Source organism: Rhodococcus sp. PvR044 (assembly GCF_040548995.1).
Taxonomy (GTDB): Bacteria; Actinomycetota; Actinomycetes; order Mycobacteriales; family Mycobacteriaceae; genus Rhodococcus_G; species Rhodococcus_G oryzae.
This window is the reverse complement of the sequence record NZ_JBEPSX010000001.1, coordinates 1,311,022-1,332,123: the sequence shown is the minus strand read 5'-3', so window position 1 is coordinate 1,332,123 and position 21,102 is coordinate 1,311,022. Positions and strand designations below refer to the sequence as shown.

The 21,102-nt window shown below is 68.4% G+C and carries 22 protein-coding genes; 12 read left to right on the top strand and 10 right to left on the bottom strand.

All coding sequences use genetic code 11. The annotated features are described in order from the left end of the window. The first annotated feature begins 129 nt into the window (after nucleotides 1–129). The 5 genes from glsA (at nucleotide 130) to ABIC28_RS06080 (ending at nucleotide 4,821) form a co-directional block, all read left to right on the top strand. Entirely contained in the window at nucleotides 130–1,953 is a 1,824-nt protein-coding gene (glsA, locus tag ABIC28_RS06100; RefSeq protein ID WP_097211279.1) for a glutaminase A, read from the top strand. A 98-nt stretch (nucleotides 1,954–2,051) separates the two neighbouring features. Then, a complete protein-coding gene (locus tag ABIC28_RS06095) occupies nucleotides 2,052–3,041 on the top strand; it encodes an ATP-binding cassette domain-containing protein (RefSeq protein WP_097211278.1) in 990 nt (329 codons plus the stop codon). Next, the gene (locus tag ABIC28_RS06090; RefSeq protein WP_097211277.1) at nucleotides 3,038–3,877 is read left to right on the top strand and encodes an ABC transporter permease; all 840 of its coding nucleotides are present in this window, start codon (nucleotides 3,038–3,040) and stop codon (nucleotides 3,875–3,877) included. The genes ABIC28_RS06095 and ABIC28_RS06090 overlap by 4 nt, the downstream gene beginning before the upstream one ends. Further along, the gene (locus ABIC28_RS06085; RefSeq protein ID WP_269588092.1) at nucleotides 3,874–4,512 is read left to right on the top strand and encodes an SIMPL domain-containing protein; all 639 of its coding nucleotides are present in this window, start codon (nucleotides 3,874–3,876) and stop codon (nucleotides 4,510–4,512) included. The genes ABIC28_RS06090 and ABIC28_RS06085 overlap by 4 nt, the downstream gene beginning before the upstream one ends. A 93-nt stretch (nucleotides 4,513–4,605) precedes the next feature. Next, a complete protein-coding gene (locus tag ABIC28_RS06080) occupies nucleotides 4,606–4,821 on the top strand; it encodes a hypothetical protein (RefSeq protein WP_143548429.1) in 216 nt (71 codons plus the stop codon). Nucleotides 4,822–4,925: 104 nt separating this feature from the next. On the opposite strand, the gene ABIC28_RS06075 is transcribed toward ABIC28_RS06080, so the two are convergent. The 4 genes from ABIC28_RS06075 to ABIC28_RS06060 all read right to left on the bottom strand — a co-directional run bounded on the left by ABIC28_RS06075 (nucleotide 4,926) and on the right by ABIC28_RS06060 (nucleotide 10,568). Continuing rightward, nucleotides 4,926–6,515 carry an MDR family MFS transporter gene (locus ABIC28_RS06075; RefSeq protein WP_097211276.1) on the bottom strand — a complete coding sequence of 530 codons (1,590 nt, stop codon included), beginning with the start codon at nucleotides 6,513–6,515 and terminating at the stop codon, nucleotides 4,926–4,928. Next, a complete protein-coding gene (locus ABIC28_RS06070) occupies nucleotides 6,512–7,003 on the bottom strand; it encodes a MarR family winged helix-turn-helix transcriptional regulator (RefSeq protein ID WP_097211275.1) in 492 nt (163 codons plus the stop codon). The genes ABIC28_RS06075 and ABIC28_RS06070 overlap by 4 nt, the downstream gene beginning before the upstream one ends. Before the next feature lie 296 nt (nucleotides 7,004–7,299). Further along, complete coding sequence (locus ABIC28_RS06065) at nucleotides 7,300–8,568, bottom strand: class I SAM-dependent RNA methyltransferase (RefSeq protein ID WP_354577915.1); 1,269 nt, start codon at nucleotides 8,566–8,568, stop codon at nucleotides 7,300–7,302. After that, entirely contained in the window at nucleotides 8,565–10,568 is a 2,004-nt protein-coding gene (locus ABIC28_RS06060; protein WP_097211348.1) for an APC family permease, read from the bottom strand. The genes ABIC28_RS06065 and ABIC28_RS06060 overlap by 4 nt, the downstream gene beginning before the upstream one ends. A 171-nt stretch (nucleotides 10,569–10,739) precedes the next feature. Between ABIC28_RS06060 and ABIC28_RS06055 the strand changes: the two genes are divergently transcribed. Both ABIC28_RS06055 and ABIC28_RS06050 read left to right on the top strand, forming a co-directional pair. After that, nucleotides 10,740–11,405 (top strand): potassium channel family protein, encoded by a 666-nt coding sequence (locus ABIC28_RS06055; RefSeq protein WP_097211347.1) that lies wholly within the window; start codon nucleotides 10,740–10,742, stop codon nucleotides 11,403–11,405. Nucleotides 11,406–11,475: 70 nt separating this feature from the next. Further along, nucleotides 11,476–12,138: a potassium channel family protein gene (locus ABIC28_RS06050; protein ID WP_097211346.1), complete on the top strand. Its 663-nt coding sequence runs from the start codon at nucleotides 11,476–11,478 to the stop codon at nucleotides 12,136–12,138. Nucleotides 12,139–12,330: 192 nt separating this feature from the next. Here the strand turns inward: ABIC28_RS06050 and ABIC28_RS06045 are convergent, their stop codons facing one another. Further along, nucleotides 12,331–13,035 (bottom strand): DUF3159 domain-containing protein, encoded by a 705-nt coding sequence (locus ABIC28_RS06045; RefSeq protein ID WP_179800509.1) that lies wholly within the window; start codon nucleotides 13,033–13,035, stop codon nucleotides 12,331–12,333. 31 nt (nucleotides 13,036–13,066) lie between these two features. After that, a complete protein-coding gene (locus ABIC28_RS06040; protein ID WP_097211272.1) occupies nucleotides 13,067–13,444 on the bottom strand; it encodes an OB-fold nucleic acid binding domain-containing protein in 378 nt (125 codons plus the stop codon). Between the two features lie 194 nt (nucleotides 13,445–13,638). On the opposite strand from ABIC28_RS06040, the gene ABIC28_RS06035 reads away from it, so the two are divergent. Continuing rightward, nucleotides 13,639–14,340 carry a hypothetical protein gene (locus ABIC28_RS06035; protein WP_097211271.1) on the top strand — a complete coding sequence of 234 codons (702 nt, stop codon included), beginning with the start codon at nucleotides 13,639–13,641 and terminating at the stop codon, nucleotides 14,338–14,340. Between the two features lie 16 nt (nucleotides 14,341–14,356). Here ABIC28_RS06035 and ABIC28_RS06030 read toward each other — a convergent pair whose 3' ends face one another. Both ABIC28_RS06030 and dut read right to left on the bottom strand, forming a co-directional pair. Next, complete coding sequence (locus tag ABIC28_RS06030) at nucleotides 14,357–15,214, bottom strand: DUF3710 domain-containing protein (RefSeq protein WP_257017386.1); 858 nt, start codon at nucleotides 15,212–15,214, stop codon at nucleotides 14,357–14,359. Continuing rightward, nucleotides 15,214–15,705 carry a dUTP diphosphatase gene (gene dut, locus ABIC28_RS06025; protein WP_097211344.1) on the bottom strand — a complete coding sequence of 164 codons (492 nt, stop codon included), beginning with the start codon at nucleotides 15,703–15,705 and terminating at the stop codon, nucleotides 15,214–15,216. Before dut ends, ABIC28_RS06030 begins: the two co-directional genes overlap by 1 nt. A gap of 90 nt (nucleotides 15,706–15,795) precedes the next feature. Between dut and ABIC28_RS06020 the strand changes: the two genes are divergently transcribed. After that, complete coding sequence (locus ABIC28_RS06020) at nucleotides 15,796–16,239, top strand: DUF3093 domain-containing protein (RefSeq protein ID WP_097211345.1); 444 nt, start codon at nucleotides 15,796–15,798, stop codon at nucleotides 16,237–16,239. A 118-nt stretch (nucleotides 16,240–16,357) separates the two neighbouring features. Here the strand turns inward: ABIC28_RS06020 and ABIC28_RS06015 are convergent, their stop codons facing one another. Beyond that, the gene (locus ABIC28_RS06015) at nucleotides 16,358–16,660 is read right to left on the bottom strand and encodes a DUF4193 domain-containing protein (protein WP_027499550.1); all 303 of its coding nucleotides are present in this window, start codon (nucleotides 16,658–16,660) and stop codon (nucleotides 16,358–16,360) included. Nucleotides 16,661–17,080: 420 nt separating this feature from the next. Here ABIC28_RS06015 and cei point away from each other — a divergent pair, with 420 nt between their 5' ends. After that, nucleotides 17,081–17,773 carry an envelope integrity protein Cei gene (gene cei / locus ABIC28_RS06010; RefSeq protein WP_097211269.1) on the top strand — a complete coding sequence of 231 codons (693 nt, stop codon included), beginning with the start codon at nucleotides 17,081–17,083 and terminating at the stop codon, nucleotides 17,771–17,773. Between the two features lie 4 nt (nucleotides 17,774–17,777). On the opposite strand, the gene ABIC28_RS06005 is transcribed toward cei, so the two are convergent. Then, nucleotides 17,778–18,686: an inositol monophosphatase family protein gene (locus tag ABIC28_RS06005; RefSeq protein ID WP_373560243.1), complete on the bottom strand. Its 909-nt coding sequence runs from the start codon at nucleotides 18,684–18,686 to the stop codon at nucleotides 17,778–17,780. Between the two features lie 70 nt (nucleotides 18,687–18,756). Between ABIC28_RS06005 and ppgK the strand changes: the two genes are divergently transcribed. Continuing rightward, the gene (ppgK, locus tag ABIC28_RS06000) at nucleotides 18,757–19,554 is read left to right on the top strand and encodes a polyphosphate--glucose phosphotransferase (RefSeq protein ID WP_097211267.1); all 798 of its coding nucleotides are present in this window, start codon (nucleotides 18,757–18,759) and stop codon (nucleotides 19,552–19,554) included. Between the two features lie 120 nt (nucleotides 19,555–19,674). Further along, nucleotides 19,675–21,042 (top strand): RNA polymerase sigma factor, encoded by a 1,368-nt coding sequence (locus ABIC28_RS05995; protein WP_097211266.1) that lies wholly within the window; start codon nucleotides 19,675–19,677, stop codon nucleotides 21,040–21,042. Nucleotides 21,043–21,102 lie beyond the last annotated feature (60 nt).

Here is a 21,102-nt window from a genome sequence, read left to right as displayed (position 1 = left end):
CCAGTCTACGGAGTCCGCATCCGACAACTACCCGACGTCCCGTCCACCCGCGCGGCGCGGCGGCGTTGCCTGCCCATTATGCCGAACTTCGGTGACCGAGGTCACCGCGGTGGACCTAAGCTGAGCCCCATGCGCAACGTCGTGGACGGCCTCATCGGGGAAGTGTTCGCACGGTGCCGGGAGAACCGCACCGGAGATCTCGCCGACTACATCCCGGAACTCGCCGCCGTCGCGCCCGACTCGTTCTCCCTGTGTATCGCCACCTCCGACGGATACGTCTACGAGTCGGGCGACGCGCACACCGAGTTCACCATTCAATCCATCTCGAAACCCCTGACCTACGGTCTGGCGCTGGCCGATCGCGGCCTGAGCGCCGTCGCCGAGAAGATCGATGTCGAACCGTCCGGTGAGCCGTTCAACGAGATCAGCCTCGACCCCGTCACCGAGCGGCCCCGCAACCCGATGATCAACGCGGGCGCGATCGCGGCCGCCTCGCTGATCGACGGGGACGATCCCGAGCATCGATTCGAGCGGCTGCGCCAGTGCTACTCCCGCTACGCCGGCCGCGAACTCGCGCTCAACGAGGCCGTCTACCGGTCGGAGGCACGAACCGGTCACCGCAACCGCGCGATCGGCCACATGCTGCGCTCGTTCGGCATCATCACGGCCGACCCCGACTTGTCCGTCGACCTGTACTTCAGACAGTGCTCGATCGACGTCACCTGCCGCGACCTCGCACTGGTGGCCGCGACGCTGGCCAACAATGGGGTCAACCCGGTCACCCACGAGCGGGCCCTGTCCCCTGATCACGTCGAACGGGTGCTCAGCGTGATGACCACCTGCGGGATGTACGACGCCGCGGGCGACTGGGTGACGCAGGTGGGTCTGCCCGCCAAGAGCGGCGTCGGCGGCGGGGTGCTCGCGGTGCTGCCCGGTCAGATCGGGATCGCGGTGTACTCGCCACGCCTCGACGCCCACGGCAACAGCGTCCGCGGGGTCCAGGCCTGCCGGGAGCTCTCGAAGGAGCTCGAGTTGCACTTCCTGCACGTGACGCGCGCGGCTCGGTCCGCGGTCAGGTCCAGCTACTCGGTCGCGGAGGCACCGTCGAGGCAACGACGCGGGCCCGCCGAACGCGACTCGCTCGAGAAGTTCGGGCAGCGCGCACGGATCTACGAGTTGCACGGCGACCTGCTGTTCGCCGGCACGGAGACCGCGGTTCGCGAGATCACCGCGCAGAGCGACGAACTCGAGGCGGTCGCCGTGGACGTCCGGCGGGTGGACGACGTCAGCGGGGTCGCGGGCCGGATGCTGTCGGACCTGTACGACGACCTGGGCGTCCGGGGGTGCCAGCTCGCGCTGGTCGACCCCGCCGGCCGGCTCGGGCACACCACCTCAGGGCTGGTTCCCACCGCGGGTGCCCGGGTCTTCGTCGATCTCGACGCGGCCCTCGAGTGGTGCGAGGACACCCTCCTGGATCGGCACTGCGCGGGTGCCAGGCTGCCGGAGTCGATCACGGTCGCCGAGCACCCCCTGTTGTCGGCGCTCAGCGCCGAGCAGTTCGACAGATTCGCGGGTGAGCTGGAGATCCGGACCGTTGCCCAGGGTGAGGTGATCGTGCACCGTGGCGATCCGGCCGCGGGCCTCTTCCTGATCCTCGCCGGACGGGTGAGCAACACCCTGCAGGGCGCCGATGGGGTCCCCCACCGGATCACCACGCTCGCGCCGGGGATGACGTTCGGCGAGATGCCGTTGCTGATCGGGGAACGGTTCCTCGGCGACGTGCACGCCGACACCGATGTTCGGCTGGCGGTGTTGCCGCCGGACCGGTTCGCCCACCTCAGCGCCGAGGCGCCCGGCCTCAAGGTGGCGCTTCTCGAGGAGTTGGCGGCGGGTGCATATGCCCAGATGGACGCCGTGATCCGGTCACTGACGCCACGCGGCCGCCTGGGCTGAGCCGCCCGTCCCGAGTCGATCCCGCCCGAATTGTCCGACCCGGCACCTACGCTCGAAACCACGTTGCCGTCGACCGCAGGATCGGAGAAGGTACTCAGATGACCTTGAACGCAGGACTCGCGATCGAAACCAACGGACTGGTCAAGCGTTTCGGATCCAACGTCGCGGTGGACGGTGTCGATCTCGCGGTCCCCTCCGGCGGCGTGTACGGCGTCCTCGGCCCCAATGGAGCCGGCAAGACCACCACGATCCGGATGCTCGCGACTCTGCTCGAGATCGACGGCGGCAGCGCCAGGGTGCTCGGCCACGACGTCGCCAAGGAAGCGGACACCGTCCGCAGCAAGGTCGCACTGACCGGCCAGTTCGCCTCGCTTGACGAGGACCTGTCCGGAACCGAGAACCTGGTGCTGCTGGCCCGGTTGTTCGGCTTCTCGAGGTCCGCCGCCAAGGCCAGGTCCGAACAGTTGCTGACGGCCTTCGACCTCGTCGAGGCTGGACCGCGCCAGGTGAAGACGTTCTCCGGCGGGATGCGCAGGCGCCTGGACATCGCGGCCAGCATCATCGTCACACCGGAGCTGATCTTCCTCGACGAACCGACCACCGGACTCGATCCGCGCAGTCGCAACCAGGTCTGGGAGATCGTCCGGGCCCTGGTCGCGGGCGGTACCACCGTGCTGCTCACCACCCAGTACCTCGACGAGGCCGATCAGCTCGCGGACCGGGTCGCGGTGATCGACCACGGCAAGGTGATCGCGGAGGGCACCACCGGCGAACTCAAGGCCTCGGTCGGGTCCGGCGCCCTGCACGTGCGCGTCGCGGATCAGACGAAACGGGACGCCGCGGCCGTCCTGCTCGGCGACGTCCTCGGCGTCGAGATCACGCGGGAATCCGATCCGGCGGCGCTGACCGCGCGGATCGAGGACCCGCAGCGGGTCGCCCGCGCGCTGCCCGCACTCGACGACGCGGGCATCTCGGTGACCACCTTCGCGCTCGGACAGCCCAGCCTCGACGAGGTGTTCCTCGCGCTCACCGGCCGGCCGGCCGAATCAGAAGACGACCAGGAATTCGTGAAGGAGACGACATCATGACATCGACCTCCGTGCAATCCCCGTCGGTTGCGCCGGCGGTGAGCGACGTGCTGCAGCTCTCGGGGCCGCGGCCGGCACGGCCGAACGCGCTGTCGACGTCGCTGTCCTTCGGGTGGCGGGCCCTGCTGAAGATCAAGCACGTGCCCGAGCAGTTGTTCGACGTGACGATGTTCCCGATCATGTTCACGCTGATGTTCACGTACCTGTTCGGCGGTGCACTCGCCGGGTCCACCGAGGCCTACGTGCAGTTCCTGATCCCGGGCATCCTGGTCCAGACGGTCGTCATGATCACCATGTACACCGGATTGACACTGAACAAGGACATCGAGAAGGGCGTCTTCGACCGCTTCCGGTCCCTGCCGATCTGGCGGCCTGCGCCGCTGGTCGGTGCCCTCTTCGGCGATGTGGTCCGCTACACGATCGCCTCGGTGATCGTGATGGTCCTCGGACTGATCATCGGGTTCCGGCCGCAGGGCGGGTTCGTCGGCGTGGTGGCCTCCATCGCGCTGCTGCTGCTGTTCTCGTTCAGCATGTCGTGGGTCTGGACGATGTTCGCGATGCTGATGCGCACCGAGCAGGCGGTGATGGGCGTGTCGATGTTCATCCTGTTCCCGCTCACGTTCGCGAGCAACATCTTCGTCGACCCGTCCACCATGCCGAGCTGGCTGCAGGCCTTCGTGAACGTCAATCCGATCAGCAAGTTGGTGACCGCGATCCGCGGATTGATGGCGGGCACCGTCGAGCTCGGCGATCTGGCCATCGTGCTCGGCTGGTGTGCCGGTTTCATCCTGATCTTCGGGCCCATCACGATGCGCCTGTACAACCGGAAGTCGTGACCGCGCAGATGACATCGTCCGTCACCGTCCTCGGCCACGGCTCGGCGGCCGCCTCCCCCGATATCATGCGGATCACGGTGTCCGTGGAGGCGCGCAGGCCCGAGGTGACCAGTGCGTTCGACCAGGCTGGGCACGCGGCTCGGGCGGTGTCCGAGGCGCTCCGCGCGGCCGGGGTGTCCCCCACCGACGTCTCCACCACGGGACTGTCCGTGCACGCGGACACCGTGTGGCAGGAGAACCAGGGCCAGCAGGTGGTCGGCTACATCGCCAGTACCGCGCTGTCGGTGACGCTGCGCGATCTGTCGGACCCCGGTCGGGTCATCGCCGACTGCGTCGGCGCGGGCGGGGACGACGTCCGGCTCGGCGGTCTCGAGCTGGGGATCGCCGACCAGGCCGGGCTGCTGGGTCAGGCCAGGGACGCGGCCTTCGCCGACGCCCTCGCGAAGGCGAAACAGTACGCGGGCCTGTCGGGGCGCGAGCTCGGCACGGTCGTCGAGGTCTCCGAGGACGTCGATTCTCCGCCGATGCCGAGGCCGATGGTGCGGGCGATGAAGGCGTCCGCCGATGCCATGCCGATCGAACGCGGCGAGACCGAGCTGTCGGCGACGGTGCGGGTGCGCTGGACCCTGATCTGAACCCCCGAAAGTGCCCGTGACCTGCATCACCTGTGCCGAAGATCTCGTTCCCAGAGTTTGGGAAGGTGCGGGTCGGTCGGCGACACTGGTGACGTGATCCCCTACCTCGTTCTTTCCTCGGTATTGATCGCGCTCATGGGCGTGGTCGTCATCGGCCGCCGGACCAACGGCGGGCAGGCCTTCAACCTCGACCAGTTCCGCTCGCAGGCTCCGCTGGCCGGCGTCCTGCCCGCGGACAACCGCCCGCGACGCGAGTACCACGATCTGGTGGCGGCATACATCAATGCCGACGTGTTCCGGGCGGCCTGAGCCGGCCGCCATCTGAGCCACGACGCAACAGTGCGGCCCACCCGATCGGGTGGGCCGCACTGTTGTGTCGTGTCCCGGACTGTGTCGTGTCCCGGACGGGCCGACTAGACCTTCTCGTACTCCACGTCCGCGACGGACGGCTTGAGGTCGATCGTGGTGCGGAGCGGCTTGTTCGGCAGGAAGATCACCGCGATGACGGTGACCACCGCAACGGCCGCCGCGATGAGGAAGATCCGACCGGTCGCGTCGCCGTAGGCCATCCGGATCACGTCCTGCACGGGAGCGGGCAGCGCCTTCAGGTTCAGGTTGCCACCGCCACCGGGCGTGTGCGAGTCGATGCCGAGCTTCGCGAATCCCTCCGCGGTGAGGTCGGTGACCCGGGTGGCCAGCACCGAGCCGAGCACCGAGACACCGATCGCGCCGCCGAAGGTCCGGAAGAAGGCGACCACACTGCTGGCGGCACCGATGTTGTGGACGCTCACCGTGTTCTGCACCGCCAGGACGACGTTCTGCATCAGCATGCCGGTACCGAGGCCGAGCAGGGCGATCATCAGCCCGATCAGCCACATGTGCGTCTCGTGGTCGATCGTGCTCAGCAGCAGGAAGCCGATGAGCTGCAGGATGGAGCCCGCGACGACGAAGCCCTTCCACTTGCCGAACTTGGTGATCAGCTGGCCCGAGCCGACGGTGCCCACCAGCATGCCGAACACCATCGGGATGGTTAGCAGGCCGGCCTCGGTCGGGGTGTGCCCGCGCGCGGTCTGGAAGTACTGGCCGAGGAACGTGGTGGCACCGAAGAGTCCGACACCGACCGCGACCGAGGAGATGATGGCGAGTGCGGTGGTCCGCTCGGTGACGATCTTGAGCGGGATGATCGGCGAGGTTGCCTTGCTCTCGACGAAAACGGTGGCGATCAGCAGCAGGACACCGACGCCCACCAGCGCCGCCGACTCGGCGGAGATCCAGTCGTAGTAGGTGGCCTTGCCCGCGAAGGACACCCAGATCAGCAGCACCGAGACGCCCGCCGTCAGCAGGGTCGCGCCGAGCCAGTCGATGGTGACGCCCTCCTTGCGGTCGGTCTCGATGTGCAGCGTCTTCTGCAGCAGGACGAGCGCGATCACGGCGAGCGGGACGCAGACGAAGAAGCACCAGCGCCAGCCGAGCCCGTCGGCGATCACGCCGCCGAGGACTGGGCCGCCTGCCATCGACACCGCCATGACCCCACCCATGTATCCGGAGTACCGGCCGCGATCGCGCGGCGGGATGATGCTGCCGATGATGGCGACGACGAGCGCGGTCAGACCGCCCATGCCGATGCCCTGGATCACGCGGGCACCCAACAGGACCGGCACGTTCGGAGCGAAGCCGGCGATGATCGAGCCGACCACGAAGATCACGATCGCCGACTGGACCAGGACCTTCTTGTTGTAGAGATCGGAGAGCTTGCCCCAGATCGGCGTCGACGCCGCGGTGGCCAGCAGCGCCGTGGTGATGACCCAGGCGAACTGGGTCTGGCTGCCGTTGAGATCACCGATGATCGTGGGCAGGGCCGTCGAGACGATCGTCGAGCTGAGCAGCGCGGTGAACAGCGCCGCGAGCAGCCCCGCGAGGACCTCGAGGATCTCGCGGTGAGTCATCAGCACCTCATCGCCCGGCGGGGCGGCGTGGCTTGGCTTGTTTTCGGTTTCGGTCATAGGTGTGTTCTCCCCTGGTTCTGAGAAACGGCGTCGGACACGGCTCTCCGTACCGGCGGGGTCATGAAGGTGTGCTTGAGTCGACGGAGCGATGTCACGGCCTCGTGGGCCTCTTCCTCGCTCCATTCGCCCAACAGGGTGCGTAGGCGTTCGGCCCGGCGTTCTCTGTTCGCCCTCAGCAGCTCTGTCCCGGACTCCGACAGCCGCACGAGCGAGACCCGCCCGTCTTCCGGATCGGCGTGCCGCTCGACGAACCCGGCATCCACCAGATCCGCGATCTGTCGACTGAGCGACGACTGACTGACACACAGGTTGGAGGCGAGCTCCATCTGTCTGCACTGGCCGACGGTGGCCAGCACGTGCAGCACCCCGAGAAGTGCAGGCGGAAGTCCGCTCGTGTCGGCGCCGCCGAGAATATTGCGCAACGCCCTCCCGAAGAGAAAGACCTCCTCGACGAGGTCCTCCGCGGTGGCGGTCTGCACGGCCATGGGCTCCCCTGAACAGAGTGATTGATGCTTGCAGTCTGCAACTATATATTGGTTGCATTACCCATGCAATTTATTTGCCACGAGACTTGAGTCACTTCCGGACGCCGTGGCCCCAGTAGAATCGGTGGTGCACACGATCATGTGCGAGTGGATCACCACCACCGGGAGCGGAGGTGAGACACATGATGTGGCAGGAAATGATGGACATGTTCATGTCCTGGATGCAGCAGATGGGCTGGCAGATGCCCATGATGCCGATGAAGTGACGCCTTGCCAGGGTCCGCGCGGAGCGACCGCTACCGCACCAGCAGCGCGAGGCACTCCACGTGATGGGTCATCGGGAAGGCGTCGAAGGCGCGCACCTGCTCGAGCCGGTACCCCTGCGCGAGGTACAGCCCGACATCGCGCCCGAATGCCGACGGATCGCAGCCGATGTGGATCACCCGGCCCGGGCCCGCGGTCGCGAGCGCGTCGATGACCTCACGGCCCGCCCCGGACCGCGGCGGGTCGAGCACCACCGTGCCCACCGGAACCGGCAACTCCCCCACCACCTTCTCCACCCGGGCCGCCCGCAGGTGCACCTGCCCGAGATCCGCCAGCGCGCGCCTGCCGTCGTCGACCGCGCCGCGGCCCGACTCGACCGACACCACCTCGCCGTCCGGCCCCACCTGGTCGGCCAGCTCGGCGGCGAACACGCCGACCCCGCCGTACAGATCCCAGGCGATCGAGCCGTGAGCGGCCTCCGCCCACTCCCCGACCACCGTCGAATAAGTCTGTGCCGCATCACGATGCGCCTGCCAGAAGCCGGTCGCCGACAGCTCCCACGAACGCCCACCGACCCGCTCCACGGCGCGGCCGCTGCCCTCCACCACATGCTCGCGGCGCGGACCCGCCTGTGCGGCGCGCCTCGCGGCGGCACCGCGTCGGCCCGGACTTCGGCGGCCGGTGCTCGAGACCTTCGCGGGCTCGATCTCCACCACGTGCCGGGCTCCGTCGCCGTCGACCGTCACCTGGATCTCGCCGCCCGGTCGCCAGTCACGCTCGGCCAGGCCCTGGTACGTGCCCAGTACCGGCTGCGGGCACAGCAGGTCAGTGATCACCTGGGAGCTGCGGTAGCCATGGAAACCGGCCCGTCCCGCAGGGTCGACCGCGAGCCGGAGCCTTGTTCGCCACCCGGTGCCGTCTCCGGTGCCGGGCAGCTCCTCGACCTCGACCTCCCGCTCGACGCCTGCGATCCTGCGGAGCTGCTCGGCGACCACCGACGATTTCATCGCGCGCTGGGCGTCCGGGGTGGCGTGCGAGAAGTCGCAGCAGCCGGCCCCGCCGGGCCCGGAGATCGGGCATCGTGCCGTCACTCGCGCCGCTGAGGCCTCCACGATCTCGACCGCGTCCGCGCGGCAGAACGAGCCGCCGCGATCCTCGGTGATCTCGGCCCGGACGAGCTCACCCGGCAACCCGTGCCGGACGAACACCACCCGGCCCTCGTGCCTGGCGACACAGAAACCGCCGTGACCCGGGTTCCCGAGCCGAACCTCGATGCTGCGGCCGTACCAGCTCTCGCTCATCGACGGCCGTCCTCTGGGGCGTCGAAACCACGCCTGGTGCCGCCGGGCACCGCCTGGATGCGCTCGCGCTTGGCCCGCTCCGAGGAGCTGAGCTGCCACGGCACGCTCGTCACCATCACGCCCGGCTGGAACAGCAGGCGACTCTTCAGTCGCAGCGCACTCTGGTTGTGCAGGATCTGCTCCCACCAGTGCCCCACCACGTACTCCGGGATGAACACCGTCACGACCTCACGGGGCGAATCGCGTCGCACCCGCCTGACGTAATCGAGGACAGGCTTGGTGATCTCGCGGTAGGGCGACTCGATCACCTTGAGCGGCACGGTGATGTCGCTGTTCTGCCACTCGCGGACCAGAGTCCGGGTGTCGGCCTCGTCGACGTTCACCGTGACCGCCTCCAGGGTGTCCGGTCGGGTGGCACGGGCGTAGGCGATGGCGCGCATCGTCGGCATGTGCAGCTTCGACACCAGCACGATCGAATGGGTCCGACTCGGCAGCACGCCGTCCCACTCCTGCTCGTCCAGCTCTGCCGCGACGCTGTCGTAGTGCCTGCGGATCGACTTCATCACGACAAAGATCGCGATCATGGCGACGATCGCGATCCAGGCGCCTGCCGCGAACTTGGTGAGCAACACGATGACCAGCACGGTTGCGGTCATGGCGAGACCGATGGAGTTGATGACCCGCGAGCGCTTCATGCGGCGCCGCGCCGCGGGGTCGGTCTCGCTCTTCAGGTGCCGGGTCCAGTGCCTGATCATGCCCGTCTGGCTCAGCACGAACGAGACGAACACGCCCACGATGTAGAGCTGGATCAGCTTCGTGACCTCGGCCCCGAAGAAGACGACGAAGGCGATCGCGGCGCCGGACAGGAACAGGATGCCGTTGCTGAAGGCCAACCGGTCGCCGCGCGTGTGCAGCTGCCGGGGCAGGTAGCGGTCCTGCGCGAGGATCGAGCCGAGCACCGGGAATCCGTTGAAGGCGGTGTTCGCCGCGAGCACCAGGATCAGCGCCGTGACGATAGCGATGAAGTAGAAGCCGATCGGGAAACCGGAGAAGACGGCCTCGGCGATCTGTGCGATCAGCGTCTTCTGCTGATAACCCTCCGGCGCTCCGGTGAGCTGCGTGGCCGGGTCGTGCGCGTACACGATCCCGATCTTCTGGGCCAGCGTGATGATGCCCATCAGGAGCACGATCGCGATCGCGCCGAGCAGGAACAGCGTGGTGGCCGCATTGCGGGACTTGGGCTTCTGGAAGGCCGGCACCCCGTTGCTGATCGCCTCGACACCGGTCAGCGCCGCACAACCCGACGAGAACGCGCGGGCGATGAGGAAGGCGAACGCGACACCGTAGAGCTGAGTGTTCTCGGCGTGCAGGTCGAAGCCCGCCGACTCGGCCTTGACGTCGTCGCCCAGCACGAAGATCCGGAAAAGCCCCCACCCGAGCATCAGGAACATGCCGACGATGAACGCGTAGGTGGGAATGGCGAACGCGGTCCCGGACTCTCGGATACCACGCAGATTGATCGCGGTCAGGATCACGATGGCGGCGACCGCGAAGAGCACCTTGTGCGTGGCGACGAACGGTACCGCGGAACCGATGTTCGATGCGGCCGAGGAGATCGAGACGGCCACGGTGAGCACGTAATCGACCATCAGCGCGCTACCGACCGTCAGGCCGGCCGTCGGCCCGAGATTCGTGGTCGCCACCTCGTAGTCGCCGCCGCCCGAGGGGTAGGCGTGCACGTTCTGTCGGTAGCTGGCCACCACGACCGCCATCACCGCGCAAACGGCCAGGCCGATCCAGGGCGTGTACATGTACGCGGAGATACCCGCCACGGACAGGACGAGGAAGATCTCCTCCGGCGCATAGGCGACCGAGGACATCGCATCGGAGGCGAAGACCGGCAGGGCGATTCGCTTGGGTAGCAGTGTGTGCCCCAGCTTGTCGCTGCGGAACGGTCTACCTACCAGCAGCCGCTTGGCAGCGGTCGAGAGCTTTGACACCGGCAAAGCGTAATCCGTCCGAACCGATCCAGTGCCATCCGCCGCCCACTTCGCCAAATCGCGATGTGCGCGGACGGCACGGAACCGGGGACGGTACCGTTCGAATCGATGGTTGCCGCCGCCGCGGCGACCGCGGCACAGCGTCGGAACGCCGACGAGCGGAGGCAAGCGGTGTACGTAGTCGTGATGGGGTGCGGCCGGGTCGGATCGGCCCTCGCGGCCGGGCTGAACCGGATCGGCCACGAGGTCGCGATCATCGACCGCGACCCCGACGCGTTCCGACGCCTTGACCCCGGATTCACCGGGCACCGCATCGTCGGCATGGGATTCGACCGCGATGTCCTGCTCAAGGCGGGCATCGAACGGGCCGAGGCATTCGCGGCGGTCTCCTCCGGCGACAACTCGAACATCATCTCCGCCAGGGTGGCCAGGGAGAACTTCGGCGTGAGCCGGGTCGTCGCGCGGATCTACGACGCCAAGCGCGCGGCCGTGTACGAACGCCTCGGCATCCCGACCGTGGCCACGGTGCCGTGGACCACCGACCGCTTCCTGCACCATCTCACCCGCGAGAGTCACACCACCAAGTGGCGCGATCCCTCCGGCACCGTCGCGGTCGCGGAACTCGATCTGCACGAGGACTGGGTCGGCCACCAGGTCACCGAGCTCGAGGAGCACACCGGGTCCAGGGTCGCCTTCCTCATCCGTTTCGGCACCGGGGTGCTCCCCGACCGCCGCACGATGATCCAGGCCGACGACCAGGTCTATGTCGCCGCGGTCTCCGGGACCGTGGCCGAGGCGGTCGCGCTGGCCGCAACCCCGCCACCCGCGGACTCCTGATGAACACCGTCCCTCAGGCGTCGCCGACCGCGGCGCACGATTCGACCACAGACCCGAACGGATGGACCCGATGAGAGTCGCAATCGCCGGAGCAGGCGCGGTCGGCCGATCGATCGCGCGCGAGCTGATCCGAGGCGACCACCACGTGATGCTGCTCGAGCGCAATCTCGAACACGTCGACCCCGAGGCGATCCCGGACGCCGTGTGGGTTCACGCCGATGCCTGCGAGCTGGCCCTTCTGGAGTCCGCCGAACTCGAGTCCTACGACGTCGTGATCGCCGCGACCGGCGACGACAAGGTCAACATCGTGGTCAGCCTCCTGGCCAAGACCGAGTTCGCAGTGCGGCGCGTCGTCGCCCGGGTGAACGACCCCCGCAACGAATGGCTCTTCGACGACTCGTGGGGCGTGGACGTCGCCGTGTCCACCCCGCGGATGCTCGCCTCGCTGGTCGAGGAGGCCGTCTCGGTCGGCGACCTGGTCCGCTTGATGACCTTCAGGCAGGGTCAGGCGAACCTGGTGGAGATCACCCTGCCCGACGACACCGAACTGGCAGGCAAGCCGGTCCGCAAGATCCAGCTGCCCCGCGACGCCGCCCTTGTGACCATCCTGCGGGGCGGCCGGGTGATCGTCCCGCAGCAGGACGACCCGATCGAGGGCGGCGACGAGCTGCTCTTCGTCGCCTCCGTCGAGGTCGAGGACGAGCTCCGCGCGGCGGTCGGCGTCAAGCGCTGATACAAAAGTTCCGAATTGTCACGTAACTGAATTTGATGACCGCATTGTCCGGAATCGGGCAATGCGGTCATCGATTTTGAGAACCGGTGAATTTCGGCGGACGCAATTCACGGAACGTGCGGAAGGTCACAACCGATGCGACGGCGCACACAATTGCGGTGCACCCATTACCGGTGACCCGGGCGCCGTTCGCTAGGAACGCTCGTCACCCGCACCATTCGGCTCGGCGCCGCGATCCTCCGACTCCACCACGGCGTCCGGCTCGGTCTCGGTGTCGGGCCCTGCCTCCACCACGGCCTCGGCGGCACGGTCGGCGCGCCGGACCAGCCAGACCGTCGTCACCAGGACCAGCGCCGTCAGCGGCCAGCCCATCGCGATACGCGTGACCGCGAGCCACCCGGTGTGATCGGTGTCGTAGAGCTGAGACTGGACCAGATAGCGAGCCCCGAACACCAGCGCCCACGCGGCGGTGGCCAGGTCGTAGGCCCTGACCGCGGCTTTGCTGCCCCGCCACGAGTTGCCATGACCGTTGAGGAAGCCCCACAGGACGCCGACCAGCGGCCACCGGACCACGATCGAGAGCAGGAAGACCCCGGCGTAGGCGAGGCTCGTGTAGATCCCGAACAGGAAGTACCCCTTGGCATCCCCGGTCCGGTACGCGATGAACGCGCAGATACCGACGCCCAGGAAGCCCGAGATCGCGGGCTGGATGGCGCCCTTCGCGATCACCCGCCACACGAGGATTGCGGCCGCCACACCCAGGGCGGCCCAGATGGCCGCGGTGAGGCCCCAGAAGCTGTTGATCGGGACGAAGACCAGGACCGGCAGGGTCGAGTAGACCAGCCCACTGACTCCACCGAGCTGTTCGAGTACGGACTGCTGCTGCCTGTCGGTCACCCGACGAGACTGCCACATGTACCGGCGATGACTACGAATCCCCTCGAAGCTCGTAGTACGGGTTGTAGATCACCTTCTGGCCGTTGCGCTCACCGACGCGTCCGCGGACGAGCAGGGTCTTGCCCGGCTCGATCCCCGCGATCCGGCGCCTGCCGATCCACACCAGCGTCACGGCGTCGGTTCCGTCGAAGAACTCGGCCTCCATGTTCGCGGTCGAGGCCTTGGGACATGTCTCGACGCTGCGCAGCCGCCCGAGCATGGTGACCTCCTCACCGCGACTACAGTCGCAGGCGCGCTGTGCGCCCGATGCCTGCGACGATTCCACCATTGCCTCTGCATCGAGTTGATCGAGGTCCTCGGTGAGCCGGCGGGTCAGCCGACGAAAATAGCCTGTGGCCGCGAGTGCCATAGCGCGCTCCTGGAGCAGGTGCGGTGCGACTGTCGCCCCGCTTGTAGGTCTGTGTGATCGCCACTGTAGACCCATCCCGAACCGGGAACCACACGACTGTGAGGAGTGTCCCGGCCACCGGGCGGATAGCCCGTTCGCGGCCCCGACAGCACCCGTATGGCACCCGCCCCCGGCCTCGGTGCGACCATCGACGGATGCAGGAGATGACATGGCCGCAGGCGGCGGTGGTGCTGCCGGGAACCGGGTCAGACGCACACTTCGCAGAAAAGGCGTTCTCGGGCGCGTTGACGCAGGTCGGGGTGGAGATCATCGCCGTGGAACCCGACCCGCGGCGGGTGGTCGAGAGCTACCTCGAGGCGATGGACGCGGCCGCGGACCGGTATGGGCGGATCCTCGTCGGCGGCGTGTCGATCGGTGCCGCGGTGGCGGCACAGTGGGCCGCTCGCAACGAGTCCCGTGCGGCCGGGGTGCTCGCGGCGCTGCCCGCCTGGATCGGCGACCCGGCCGAGGCCCCAGCGGCGCTGAGCGCGACGATGACCGCGCGCATGCTCCGCGCGGACGGCCTCGACGCGGTGACCAGCGCGATGATCGAGACCAGCCCGGCGTGGCTCGGCGGTGAACTCGAGCGGTCATGGCGATCGCAGTGGCCGCACCTGCCCAATGCCCTCGAGGAGGCCGCGGCCTACCACGGCCTCGTCGAGGAACACCTCGCAGGGATCACGGTGCCGGTGGGCATCTGCGCCGCCACCGACGACCCGGTGCACCCCATCGCCGTCGCCCGGCGATGGGTGACGGTGCTCCGGTCGGCCACGCTGGCCACCGTCACCCTCGACGAGATCGGCGCCGACGCCGGCATCCTCGGCCGGTCCTGTCTGGCAGCCCTGACCTCGCCCTGATCGGCCGCGGGCCGGATCAGCGACGCAGCTGCTGCATCGCCGACCCAGAGCCGCCGGGACGCTCCTCCGGCGGCACGGTGTGATCCTGGGCGGCGGCCGCTGCTGCCTCGGCGGCGGCCGCGGCCTCGGCGACGGCGGCCTGCTGGACCTCGGTTGTCTGCTCGGCCTGCGCGGCCTGCTGCTGCGCCTGCATCTGCTGCTGCTGGGCCGCGATCAGCTGCTCGGCCAGCATCTGCGGGAGCACGACCGGGAGGGGCGTACGCACCGGGTACGGCTCGGCGCCGCGGTTGACCACCGTGCCGGCGAGGATCTCCCTGGCGATCGCGGTCAGCGGCGCCTCGAGGCCGGCCGATCCGACCGGGCCGGCCACCACGCACCGGATCATCCAGCGCGGGCCGTCGACGCCGATGAAGCGCAGGTCGGCGTTCGGGGTGACCGCGTGCAACTCGCGACCCCATGGACCGGTCTGCACACTGATCTCCGCCTGATCGGCACGCAGCGACTCGGCCAGGTCGCCCGCGACCTCGCGCCACTGTCCCGGCGACTTCGGCGCGGCGTACGCGGCGATCGTGACCCGACCGTGCTCGGTCACCAGGTGCACCGCCTGCGGGGTGCCGTCCTGGGCCATCTCCACCTGGATCTGTCCGCCCTCGGGCAGCGGGACCTGCACCGACCCGAGGTCGAGCCGCGATTGCGCGGCACCCTCCGGGTCGTCGAGTTCGTCCCGGTCGTACGGCCCGCCCTCGGGCCGCTCCTCGACATCGAACTCGTCGACCTCGAACTCGTCGCCCTCGGCCTGCGCGTCGACGTCGTCGCGGAGGTCCTCGAACTGATCGAGGTCCTCGTCCACGGCCTTCTTCTTGCGTCCGAAAATCATCGTGCCCCTTCCTCGGGGAGTGCCGACACCGCGTGCAGGCTGGCATGTCCACCACTGGATCCGTATCCACCCGCGCCCCGCGTCGTCTCGTCGAGCGACTCGACCTCCACGAACGAGACCAACTCCACCCGCTGCACCAGCAGCTGAGCGATCCGGTCACCGCGAGTGATCGCAATGGGCGTGCGCGGATCGTGATTGATCAGACACACCTTGATCTCCCCGCGGTATCCCGCGTCGACCGTCCCCGGCGTGTTCACCACGGACAGACCGGACTTGGCCGCCAGTCCCGACCTGGGGTGGATCAGCCCGACGGTGCCGACCGGGAGCGCGACGGCGATTCCGGTCCCCACCAGGGTCCGCTCCCCCGGCTCGATGGTCACGTCGACTGTGGAACAGAGGTCGACACCCGCGTCGCCCGCGTGGGCACGCTGTGGGATCGGCATGTCGGGATCAAGGCGCAGCAGCTCGATGGCTGGAAGATCGCTCACGCGCACCGAGACTACTCTGGATACGTGCCCGAGAACCCTCAACCTGCCTCGACCGCCGCCACCGGTGGCAAGACCGACCCCACCGCACCGATCTACTCGGAGCGACTGTGGGTACCGCTGTGGTGGTGGGCCGCCGGCCTCGCCGTCGCCGGTCTGCTCGCCGCGGAGGTTCACATGGGCAACCCCGGCCTGCTGGCCTGGTTGCCGTACGTGCTGCTGCTGCCCTTCCCGGTGTGGGTCCTGCTCTGGTTGAGCCGGCTCCGGATCGAGGTCGCCGACGGCCCTGGCCGCGGTGAACTGCGCGTCGGCCGGGCGAACCTGCCGCTGGACGTGATCTCCCGGGTCGCGGTGGTTCCCGCCACCGCCAAGTCGGCGGCGCTGGGCAGGCAGCTGGACCCAGCCGCCTATGTGCAGCACCGGACCTGGATCAAGACGATGGTCCTGATCGTTCTCGACGATCCGGAGGATCCCACCCCGTACTGGCTGGTCAGCACCCGCAGGCCCGCCGAGCTGGCAGCACTACTGACTCCCTGACGGGTCCGGGTGCCCCGGAAACCACTGTGCCCGGCCTGCGAACAGGCCGGGCACGACTTTTGATACCAGGCCGGGGCAACTCGGTGCCCCGGTCGGATCCACTACCTCAGTAGCGCTGTCAGGCTGCGCAATCCATGCAGATGAGCACGCCACCGGCGTCGCTGGCGAGCCTGCTCCGGTGATGCACCAGGAAGCAGCTCGAACACGTGAACTCATCGGCCTGCTTCGGAACGACCCGGACCGACAGTTCCTCGCCGGACAGATCTGCTCCGGGCAGCTCGAACGACTCCGCGGTGTCCGACTCGTCGACGTCGACGACCGCGGACTGCGCCTCATTGCGCCGGGCCTTCAACTCTTCGAGCGAATCCTCCGAAACCTCGTCGGATTCCGAACGCCTCGGTGCGTCGTAGTCGGTTGCCATCTCGTCTTCCCCTCGTCTTCTCTCGTCATCGATTCCCCCGGCCACACACCACAGCCGAATACACGAATCAACCCGTGTGGCTGCATAACGCTCGGGGGCGCCGAATAGTGCCCAAAAGTTAGCGCAGGTAATATGATCTGCACCACATTTGACCCTTCCGTCCGGTCCTCCAAACGCCTGTCGTGTACGACTGCGGCCGCCAGACAATAGCCGAACTCTGGAGAAAAGTCGCGGGCCATTCACCACACGTCGGAAACTGTCTGAAAATCGACACAAACGGCGGGTCGACCGTGACATTTCCGCGACATTCCGAGTCGCGACCGCGTCGACGACGATCCCGGCGCCGCACTCTAGAGTGGGTGCGCACCGGCGCCACAATGGCGCCGATCGGCGGGCGCGGCGGAGAGGTCGGGACGAATCGTGGTTTCACTGATCACACAGGGTCACTCCACCGATGAGCAGGGCCGTCCGTTCCGCAGGCGGCGCGCCATGCCCGTCGTCGTGCTGATCAGCATCCTCGCCCTGCTCGGCTCGGTGCTGTGGGTTCGCATCCTCACCAAGGACGAGGAGGTCTCCGCCGCGGTGACGTGCAACATCCCGAGGCCGGCCTCACAGTCCGCTGACCCGAACGACCCCGCACCGCAGCCGCTCGGCCAGAAAATGGACCCGACGACGCTGATGGACGTGGAACCCACCACCCTCGCGGCGACCAGGGTCCGCGTCTTCAATGCCAACGGCGAACGCGGCCAGGCCGCACAGGTGGCCGCGCAGCTCAGTGAGTACGGCTACGCCAGCGCCCCCGACGTCCAGGTCGGCAACGACCCCGTCTACGTCGACCAGAACATGCAGTGCCACGGCCAGATCCGTTTCGGCGCAAACGGTCTCGCCGCCGCCAGTGCCCTGTGGCTGGTTGCGCCGTGCGCGGAGCTGATCGAGGACCAGCGCCAGGATGACACCGTCGACCTGGCGCTGGGCACCTACTTCAACGAGCTGCGCCCGAACACCGACGCCGAAGAGGTGCTGGCCGTACTGAAGGAGCCCGCGCCAGGAGGCATGGCCGCAGCGCCGGTCGACATCAGCCTCCTCAAGGCCGCCCGCACCGCTCGCTGCTGACGGCTCAGTCCGGGATCGGGTCGAACACACCCGCCTCGGCGAAGACCTCGTCCAACTCCGCCGCGATCCCCGGGGCCGCCGCGACCACCACCTCGCCTTCGGCGCTCATCGAATGCGGCGCGGGCGTGCGGACCCGGGCACCAGCCTCGCTCGCTATCAGCGCTCCCGCCGCCCAGTCCCACGGGCTGAGCCCGTGCTCGAAATGCGCATCGACGCGTCCCGAGGCCACCATGCACAGGTCGAGGGCCGCGGAGCCGATCCGTCGGATGTCGCGCACCTGGGGCAGCACCCGCCCGATCAATGCGCCCTGCGCCTGCCTGCGGGCCCGTCCGTAGCCGAATCCCGTCGCGAGCAGGGCCACCGACACGTCAGACACCGGGTTACACCGCAGCGCGTGCTCGGTGCCGTCCGCCTCGAGCAGCGTCGCGCCGTGGCCGAGGGCGGCCGAGTAGACCGCATCGGCCGGGACGTCCACCACCGCACCCGCCACGGAGACACCGTCGATCTGCGCGGCGACCGACACCGCAAACGCGGGGATGCCGTACAAGAAGTTCACCGTCCCGTCGATGGGGTCGACCACCCAGCGCACGCCCCGGATCTGCTCGGCCTGTCCCCCGCCCTCCTCACCGAGGATGGCGTCGTCCGGGCGCAGGCCCGCGAGCAGTCCGCGGATCAGTTCCTCGGTCTCGGTGTCCACGACGGTGACCGGATCGGTCGGGTGGCTCTTGGTGGCGACCGAGCTGTCCTCCGCGAGGACGCCCGTCGCGGCGAACACCTCTGGGCGGCGGGCACGCACGTGCCTGGCGGCGGCGACGGCCACCCGGACCGCAACGTCGCGCAGCGTGCGCGGATCGTCAGGACCGCCGGTGGCGTCATGTTGGGGGGTGGTGGGGACAGGAGCATCTGACCGCAAAGAAGGCACGCCCCATGGTGCCTCATCTCCCCACTCCCGCGTCGTCGTCCCGACGATTAGGGTTTGCGCCATGACTGAATCGACCCCAGCCCTGCCCTCCGACGACAGCAACGGCAGCAGCCGACGCGGGTTCGGCGTCGACGTCGGCGGAAGCGGAGTCAAGGGCGGCCTGGTCGATCTGCAGACCGGCGAGCTGATCGGCGACCGGATCAAGATCGAGACCCCGAAGCCCGCCACCCCCGAGGCCATCGCGGACACCGTCGCGGAGATCGTCACCCGGGCCGGCTGGGACGGGGCGGTCGGAATCACGCTGCCCGCCGTGGTCACCGGCGGGGTCGCGCGGACCGCGGCGAACATCGACAAGTCCTGGATCGGAACGGACGCGGCGGCCCTGTTCGGGCAGGCGCTCGGCGGCAGGCCCGTCACGGTGCTCAACGACGCGGACGCCGCGGGCGTGGCCGAGGACACCTACGGCGCGGGCAAGGACGTCGACGGCGTGGTCGTGCTGCTGACGTTCGGCACCGGGATCGGATCCGCGATCCTGCACCGGGGCGTCCTGCTCCCCAACACCGAGTTCGGGCATATGGAGGTCGGCGGCAAGGAAGCCGAGCACCGCGCCGCGTCCTCGGTGAAGGAGACCAAGGATCTGTCCTACAAGCAGTGGGCAGCGGAGGTCTCCCGGGTGCTCAGCACGTTCGAGGATCTGCTCTGGCCCGACCTGTTCATCGCGGGCGGCGGGATCAGCCGCAAGAGCGAGAAATGGATCCCGTTGCTGACCAATCGCACCCCCGTCGTGCCCGCTGCGCTGCTGAACACGGCGGGCATCGTGGGCGCCGCACTCGCCGCGCAGACCAGCATCGCGTCGTAACCCCCGTTGCGATAGTTACAATGGACACGTCCGGCTCTCAGCCGGCCGAACTCAACTGACCTCTCCGCCGGAAAATCACTCTGGCGTGACGCCGCACGACACCGTCACGAAAGGGCGTACGTGGCCGCCTCCGATACAAGTCAGACCGCTGAACCGAGCACCGAATCGGCGTCCGCCGCGGCGACCAACGGCACCGCCCCCGCGAAGAAGGCCGCGGCGAAGAAGGCTCCAGCCAAGAAGGCCGCTGCTAAGAAGGCCCCGGCCAAGAAGGCCGCAGCCAAGGCCCCGGCCAAGAAGGCCGCGGCGAAGAAGTCCCCCGCCAAGAAGGCGAGCAGCAAGGCCGACGGCGTCGATCTCGAGGACGCGCCCGACGAAGCCGACATGGCCGATCTCGAGGTACCCGAGGGTGACCTCGCCGTCGACGAGGTGGTCGAGGTCGTCGCCGTCGGCGAGGACGAGGAAGAAGCCGCGGAGCCGACCGACAAGGACAAGGCCTCCGGGGACTTCGTCTGGGACGAGGAGGAGTCCGAGGCGCTCCGGCAAGCCCGCAAGGACGCCGAGCTCACCGCCTCCGCCGACTCGGTCCGCGCCTACCTCAAGCAGATCGGCAAGGTCGCCCTCCTCAACGCCGAGGAGGAGGTCGAGCTGGCCAAGCGCATCGAGGCCGGCCTCTACGCCACCCAGTTGATGGCCGAGCACGCCGAGAAGGGCGAGAAGCTCCCCGTCGCGCAGCGCCGCGACATGAACTGGATCTGCCGCGACGGCAACCGCGCGAAGAACCACCTGCTCGAGGCCAACCTGCGACTGGTCGTCTCGCTGGCCAAGCGCTACACCGGTCGTGGCATGGCGTTCCTCGACCTGATCCAGGAGGGCAACCTCGGCCTGATCCGCGCGGTCGAGAAGTTCGACTACACCAAGGGCTACAAGTTCTCCACGTACGCCACCTGGTGGATCCGCCAGGCCATCACCCGCGCGATGGCCGACCAGGCCCGCACCATCCGCATCCCGGTGCACATGGTCGAGGTCATCAACAAGCTCGGCCGCATCCAGCGCGAACTGCTCCAGGACCTGGGCCGCGAGCCCACGCCAGAAGAGCTCGCCAAGGAAATGGACATCACGCCGGAGAAGGTGCTGGAGATCCAGCAGTACGCGCGTGAGCCCATCTCCCTCGACCAGACGATCGGCGACGAGGGCGACAGCCAGCTCGGCGACTTCATCGAGGACTCCGAGGCCGTGGTGGCCGTCGACGCGGTGTCGTTCACCCTGCTGCAGGATCAGCTGCAGTCGGTGCTCGAGACGCTGTCCGAGCGCGAGGCGGGCGTGGTCCGGCTGCGCTTCGGCCTGACCGACGGCCAGCCCCGCACCCTCGACGAGATCGGCCAGGTCTACGGCGTGACGCGTGAGCGGATCCGTCAGATCGAGTCGAAGACGATGTCGAAGCTGCGGCACCCGTCGCGTTCGCAGGTGCTCCGGGACTACCTGGACTAGTCGGTCCCGACCAGACGACGAATGCCCCGTCACCTCGAAGGTGGCGGGGCATTCGTGTGT

What these genes read in the sequence shown, in the direction of transcription:
- glsA (WP_097211279.1), top strand. Translation starts at nt 130, where the DNA reads ATGCGCAACGTCGTGGACGGCCTCATCGGGGAAGTGTTCGCACGGTGC.
- ABIC28_RS06095 (WP_097211278.1), top strand. Translation starts at nt 2,052, where the DNA reads ATGACCTTGAACGCAGGACTCGCGATCGAAACCAACGGACTGGTCAAG.
- ABIC28_RS06090 (WP_097211277.1), top strand. Translation starts at nt 3,038, where the DNA reads ATGACATCGACCTCCGTGCAATCCCCGTCGGTTGCGCCGGCGGTGAGC.
- ABIC28_RS06075 (WP_097211276.1), bottom strand. Translation starts at nt 6,515, where the DNA reads ATGACCGAAACCGAAAACAAGCCAAGCCACGCCGCCCCGCCGGGCGAT.
- ABIC28_RS06070 (WP_097211275.1), bottom strand. Translation starts at nt 7,003, where the DNA reads ATGGCCGTGCAGACCGCCACCGCGGAGGACCTCGTCGAGGAGGTCTTT.
- ABIC28_RS06065 (WP_354577915.1), bottom strand. Translation starts at nt 8,568, where the DNA reads ATGAGCGAGAGCTGGTACGGCCGCAGCATCGAGGTTCGGCTCGGGAAC.
- ABIC28_RS06050 (WP_097211346.1), top strand. Translation starts at nt 11,476, where the DNA reads ATGAGAGTCGCAATCGCCGGAGCAGGCGCGGTCGGCCGATCGATCGCG.
- ABIC28_RS06040 (WP_097211272.1), bottom strand. Translation starts at nt 13,444, where the DNA reads ATGGCACTCGCGGCCACAGGCTATTTTCGTCGGCTGACCCGCCGGCTC.
- ABIC28_RS06035 (WP_097211271.1), top strand. Translation starts at nt 13,639, where the DNA reads ATGCAGGAGATGACATGGCCGCAGGCGGCGGTGGTGCTGCCGGGAACC.
- ABIC28_RS06015 (WP_027499550.1), bottom strand. Translation starts at nt 16,660, where the DNA reads ATGGCAACCGACTACGACGCACCGAGGCGTTCGGAATCCGACGAGGTT.
- ppgK (WP_097211267.1), top strand. Translation starts at nt 18,757, where the DNA reads ATGACTGAATCGACCCCAGCCCTGCCCTCCGACGACAGCAACGGCAGC.